We start from the raw sequence: 6072 nt of genomic DNA, 5'->3' as shown, positions 1-6072 counted from the left end.
CTTCCTTTAATGATTCAGGTGTCAAAAGTCTATATTCATGATTTATCGTCGAAAGAATGCTGTCATATCAAGGTATAAAATTGATTGAAACAGGAAATAGTCACTTTTGACACCCGAATCTTTAATGTTAAAAAAAGCCGAACGACTATTTACTATCGAAACTGATAGAAATATAGTCGTTCGGTTTTCTTTTGCTTATTTAGTCCATGACATCAATATCAAATACTTCTATATTATCTAGACCGCCGTAGATTTCGTACCAAGGTTTTGCATACTTCGTTAAGATGTCATTTAATTCTTCGACATTTTCACGACCTTGGGTATCCAACCACTTAATCAAGCCGTCTTTGCCTTCATCGGCGTAGACTTGAACACCGTCACGCCATGTAGCTCGTCCGCCAAGAATGCCGCAATAATTTGCGCCGTGTTCGCCGGCAAATTTCAATTCATCGCGGAAGATATCCGCAGGGACACCCGCACTTAGATAAATAAATGGGCGAGTGGCAGCTTCTCCAGCCTCTTTGAAGTAGCCAGCCGCTTCTTCTTGTGTATAGACGACTGGATCATCACCTTTATTAAAACCTTCAACGTATTTAAATAGAACAGGAACTTCCACCTTCAATACATCGATATGGTATTTATCCTTCGTAAATTCTTTGATGGTATCAATCACTTTTTTCGGTTTGATTTCAGCGAATTCTGGTGAATGGTCGTCAGTGATTCTTCCGTCATACACGATCGGTTCCACAAAGACGGGAATATCTGCTGCAAGTGCTTCTGTTCCTAAACGTTCCAAAAACGCATGTTTGATGTCCAAAATTTCTTTGGGTTCATCTGGATCATAATAAACTAAGACCTTAGCGGCATCCGCACCTTTAGCCAATAAACGATCCAAGGATTCGTCTGGCAATAATTCAGGTAAGCGACCGGGAGTATTAGCATCGTAGCCGGTTTTTTCATAAGACATGATCAAGCCGCAGTTTGGATCTTTGGCTTGGATACCTTTAAAGCCGTATTGTTCGTCAAGCAGGATCGCGCTGACACGCTTGGTTAATTCTTGTGAGACCAGTTCTTTGAATTCATAGACCTGATCCATTGAGAATTTTTCTTCGCCGACAGCTGCTTGCATCATCTTTTTCATAGAGCCTCGTTGATCGATCGCTAAGGCCGCAATGACACCTTGATCATTTGACAATTGTTGCATCTTTTCAAACTTTCCTCTTGAAATTCTTTTCATGATGAATACATCCTTTCCATTACATACTCAGTGTAGGACTTTTAAGAAGAAAGACCAAATGAAACGATCGATTTGTTTCATTTCAACTTTTTTGCTAGACTTTAGAAAATGAATGAAGTGAGGGATTGACTTGGCGAAGAAGAAAATTCAAAAGACCAATGCGATTCGTTTAGTCGAACAAAAGAAGATTGCCTATAAAGAACATGAATATGCATGGAGTGAAGATGATCTGGGCGCGGGGCATGTTTCTGAACAGGTCGAAATCGAACCAGCTCGCATCTTTAAAACTTTGGTAGCGGTGGGGAACAAAACGGGTCCCGTCGTTGCAGTGATCCCGAGTGATCATGAATTGGACTTGAAGAAAATTGCGAAGGTCAGCGGCAATAAAAAGGTTGAGATGCTGCATTTAAGAGATTTAGAAGCGACGACTGGGTATATCCGCGGCGGCTGTTCGCCGATTGGCATGAAGAAATTATTTCCGACCTTCGTGGATGCTTCAGCGGAAAATTTTGAACAGATCGCGATCTCAGCAGGCAGAAGAGGCCTGCAAATGGAAATTGCCCCCAACGCCATTGTGGAACTGACGCGAGGACAATTTGCAGAACTGACGCATTAAGCAAAGGCGTGATAGGCAGCGTGGATGCCTGCTACGTAACCTGTACAAAAAGCGGTAGTGATATTATAGCCGCCAGTATAGCCATTCACATCTAGTACCTCCCCGGCGAAAAATAAGTCGGGGATTTTTTTGCTGGCAAGTTCTTTGGGATTGATTTCTTTTAGTTCAACGCCGCCGCCAGTAACGAAGGATTTTTCTAAGCCAAAGGTTTTGTTGGCGGTCAAGGACCAGTTCTTACAATAGGAAACAAATTTTTCTAGCTGCTCCTTTGAAGTCTGCGCATAGCTTTGTTCGCTGATGCCGCTTTTTTCTAAAAAGAAAAGCAGCAGTCGTTCCGGTAAGAAGCCAGCCAACGCATTTTTCAGTTGTTTTGTTGAAGCAGATGAACGTTCACGTATTTCTTCCATTAAATCTGCGGCAGTTTTTTGCGGGAAGCAATCGAGTTTCAGCGTGACTGTTTCTTGCGTTCGCAATAATTGATTGACAAAGCTTGAACAACGCAAGGCCGCTGGACCTGAGATCCCAAAGTGGGTAAAGAGCAGATCCATCTCATGGCTGGCGATGGTTTTATTTTTTTCATCAATGACTGATAAGTTTACATCCTGCAGAGATAGTCCCTGTAATAATTTGGCTGAAACAAATTCATCAGTTAGAAAAATCGGTGATTCAGTTGGATACAAGGGTGTCACATGATGACCGACACTTTTTGCGAAACGATAACCATCTCCTTGTGAACCAGTCGAAGGATAGGTGATCCCGCCGGTTGTTACCACCACGCTTTTGGCGGAGTAATCGCCTTCCGAGGTGCGGACACCTTGGATTGACGCGCCATCGGAAATGATTTTTTCGACAGGTTCTTTAAAGTGAAGCTCGACACTTAGTTTTTCTAATTCTTCCTTTAAGGTATTGACGATTGTGGCAGATTTATCCGATACTGGGAAAATTCGTCCATGATCCTCTTCCTTTAGGGCAACCCCGCGTTCGCTGAAGAAATTCATCACATCCTGATTATCAAATTGCGAGAATGTACTATATAAGAAGCGTCCGTTTCCGGGAATATGAACGATCAAATCATCAACTGGGCGATTGTTGGTCACGTTGCAGCGTCCGCCGCCAGTCATCAGTAATTTTTTTCCCAGTCGTTTATTTTTTTCGAACAGGGCGACCTGTGAACCATTCACGGCCGCAGTAATGGCTGCCATCATACCGGCTGGACCGCCGCCGATCACGATTACATCAAATTTTTTGCTCATTTTATTAAGTCCTCATTTATCAATAAATTTGTTTGAATATTCTGGTTAATCATACCTTAAATACGAACGATTTGCTGTCAAATTGCTGTGCGAAATGAATTTTTTTTCACTTTCATTAGAAAATGATGTAAACTATGAGTATTAACTGTGAGGAGGAATTTGATGGAAGTACGAGAATATGTTGAACAGATTCAAAAGAACTTAGAGGCAAAAGATCCGAACCAAGAAGAATTTTTACAAGCGGTGGATGAATTTTTACCAACAGTGATTCCTTTTCTAGAAGAACATCCGGAATACGTTGAGAAGAATATTTTAGGTATGATCCTTGAACCTGAACGGTTGATCCAGTTCCGTGTCCCTTGGCAAGATGATAAGGGTAATTGGCAAGTCAATCGCGGGTACCGTGTTCAGTTTAATTCAGCGATCGGCCCATATAAAGGTGGCTTGCGTTTCCACCCAAGTGTGAATTTAAGTATCTTGAAGTTTTTAGGTTTCGAGCAAATCTTTAAAAATAGTTTAACAGGTCTTCCAATTGGCGGCGGTAAAGGCGGTTCAGATTTTGATCCAAAAGGTAAATCTGATTCTGAAGTTATGCGCTACTGCCAAAGCTTCATGACAGAATTATCAAAACACATCGGTCCGAATTTGGATGTCCCAGCAGGTGATATCGGTGTCGGCGGACGTGAGATCGGCTATTTATTTGGTCAATACAAACGTTTGCGTGAATACGATATGGGGGTTTTGACTGGTAAACCTCTTGGCTTTAACGGCAGTCTTGGCCGGACAGAAGCGACTGGCTATGGTGCGGTCTACTTCGTGAAACATTTATTAGAAGATCGCGATGATTCTTTTGAAGGTAAAAAAGTTCTTGTCTCAGGCAGCGGAAACGTGGCGATCTACGCGATCGAAAAAGCGCAGGAATTAGGCGCAACAGCTATTACATGTTCAGATTCAAATGGCTATATTTACGATAAAGACGGCATCGATGTGGAACTTTTGAAGGATATTAAAGAAGTTCGTCGTGCGCGTTTAACTGAATATGCGAAAGAACGCCCGTCAGCGGAATACTATGAAGGTTCTGTTTGGGAGTTTGAACAAGCAGCGGATATTGCCTTGCCATGTGCGACGCAAAATGAGATTGATGATGAAAAAGCAGCGATCTTAGTGAAAAATGGTGTGAAGGTTGTAGCCGAAGGGGCAAATATGCCTAGTACGAATGGTGCAGTCAAGCTATATCATGAAAAAGGCGTGCTTTACGGACCAGGGAAAGCGGCGAATGCAGGCGGCGTTGCGGTATCAGCCTTAGAAATGAGCCAAAACTCCCAGCGCTTGGCATGGTCGAAAGAGGAAGTCGATGGCAAATTAGACGATATCATGAAAAATATCTACGAAACTTGTCGTGATACGGCTGCAAAATATGCTGATAAAGATAATTTTGCTGCTGGTGCCAACATTGCTGGTTTCGAAAAAGTTGCTGCTGCCATGTTAGCGCAAGGAACAGTTTAAATTTTAGAAGGTTTAAGCTTGAAAAATCATTAAAAGAAACGTAAAGTATAGATTGTTATGAAGTGACTTTCAAGGAGGAAAAACAATGGCACACATACATTTCGATTATTCGAAAGTAGCACCATTCGTGAGTGAACATGAAATGGACTACATCAAATCTGAAGTAGCTCTAGCTCACAAAGAATTACGCGAAGGTACTGGCGCAGGAAATGATTTCCTAGGCTGGATCGATCTTCCAGTAAATTATGACAAAGATGAATTTGCCCGCATCAAAAAAGCAGCTGAAAAAATTCAATCAGATTCTGAAGTATTAGTTGTTATCGGAATCGGCGGATCATATCTTGGCGCTCGTGCAGCAATCGAGTTCTTACACCAAAGTTTCTTCAATGTGTTGGACAAAGAAGATCGTAAAGCACCACAAGTATTCTTTGCTGGAAACTCAATCAGCTCAACATACATCGCTGACTTGATCGAAGTGATCGGCGACCGTGATTTCTCAGTTAACGTGATTTCTAAATCAGGAACAACAACTGAACCAGCAATCGCGTTCCGTGTCTTCAAAGAATTATTGATCAACAAATACGGTGTAGAAGAAGCAAACAAACGTATCTACGCAACAACAGACAAAGCTCGCGGAGCCGTTAAGGTTGAAGCAGATGCTGCAGGTTGGGAAACTTTTGTTATTCCTGATGATGTCGGCGGACGTTTCTCAGTGCTTACAGCAGTTGGTCTATTGCCAATCGCAGCAAGCGGCGCAGACATCGATGCATTGATGCAAGGTGCAGCTGACGCACGTGAAGCTTACTCAAGCGAAAACTTAGATGAAAACGAAGCATATCAATATGCTGCTCTTCGTAATATTTTATACCGTAAAGGCAAAGTGACTGAAATCTTAGTTAACTACGAACCAGGTATGCAATATTTCAACGAATGGTGGAAACAATTATACGGCGAATCAGAAGGAAAAGACTTGAAAGGGATCTACCCATCAAGTGCGAACTTCTCAACTGACTTGCATTCATTTGGACAATACATCCAAGAAGGCCGCCGCAACATTTTCGAAACAATCGTGAAAGTGGAAAAACCTCGTAAATCCGTGGCGATTCCTGCACAAGAATCTGATTTAGACGGCTTAGGCTACTTAGAAGGCAAAGACGTTGACTTTGTTAACTCAAAAGCTTACCAAGGTACATTATTAGCCCATACAGATGGCGGCGTACCTAACTTCGTATTGAACATCCCAACAATGGATGCTTATACGTTAGGTTATGCAATGTACTTCTTTGAAATCGCAGTTGGTATCTCTGGTTACCTATTGGGTGTTAACCCATTCAACCAGCCAGGTGTGGAAGCTTACAAAAAGAATATGTTTGCTTTGCTTGGAAAACCAGGATTTGAAGATTTAGCAAAAGATTTGAATAATCGCCTATAAAAGGTAGTGAAGGAGCTCTCGCATCGCG

At 42.2% G+C, this 6072-nt stretch carries 5 protein-coding genes; 3 read left to right on the top strand and 2 right to left on the bottom strand.

Features of this window, described 5'->3' with window-relative positions:
• Window positions 1-199: 199 nt before the first annotated feature.
• The gene (locus A5875_RS06045) at window positions 200-1237 is read right to left on the bottom strand and encodes a tagatose 1,6-diphosphate aldolase (protein WP_088932771.1); all 1038 of its coding nucleotides are present in this window, start codon (window positions 1235-1237) and stop codon (window positions 200-202) included.
• Window positions 1238-1367: 130 nt separating this feature from the next.
• Between A5875_RS06045 and ybaK the strand changes: the two genes are divergently transcribed.
• The gene (ybaK, locus tag A5875_RS06040) at window positions 1368-1853 is read left to right on the top strand and encodes a Cys-tRNA(Pro) deacylase (RefSeq protein WP_088932770.1); all 486 of its coding nucleotides are present in this window, start codon (window positions 1368-1370) and stop codon (window positions 1851-1853) included.
• On the opposite strand, the gene A5875_RS06035 is transcribed toward ybaK, so the two are convergent.
• Window positions 1850-3106, bottom strand: a complete 1257-nt coding sequence (locus A5875_RS06035) for an NAD(P)/FAD-dependent oxidoreductase (RefSeq protein WP_088932769.1) — start codon at window positions 3104-3106, stop codon at window positions 1850-1852. The genes ybaK and A5875_RS06035 overlap by 4 nt on opposite strands.
• A 162-nt stretch (window positions 3107-3268) precedes the next feature.
• Between A5875_RS06035 and gdhA the strand changes: the two genes are divergently transcribed.
• On the top strand, window positions 3269-4612 hold the full coding sequence (gene gdhA, locus A5875_RS06030; protein WP_088932768.1) for an NADP-specific glutamate dehydrogenase: 1344 nt from the start codon (window positions 3269-3271) through the stop codon (window positions 4610-4612).
• A gap of 85 nt (window positions 4613-4697) precedes the next feature.
• Window positions 4698-6044, top strand: coding sequence for a glucose-6-phosphate isomerase (locus A5875_RS06025; protein WP_088932767.1), 1347 nt, complete (start codon window positions 4698-4700; stop codon window positions 6042-6044).
• Window positions 6045-6072: the final 28 nt, after the last annotated feature.

Source organism: Enterococcus sp. 3H8_DIV0648 (genome assembly GCF_002140655.1).
GTDB lineage: Bacteria > Bacillota > Bacilli > Lactobacillales > Enterococcaceae > Enterococcus_A > Enterococcus_A hulanensis.
The sequence above is the reverse complement of the archived record's forward strand: the minus strand, read 5'-3'. Positions and strand labels throughout refer to the sequence as shown.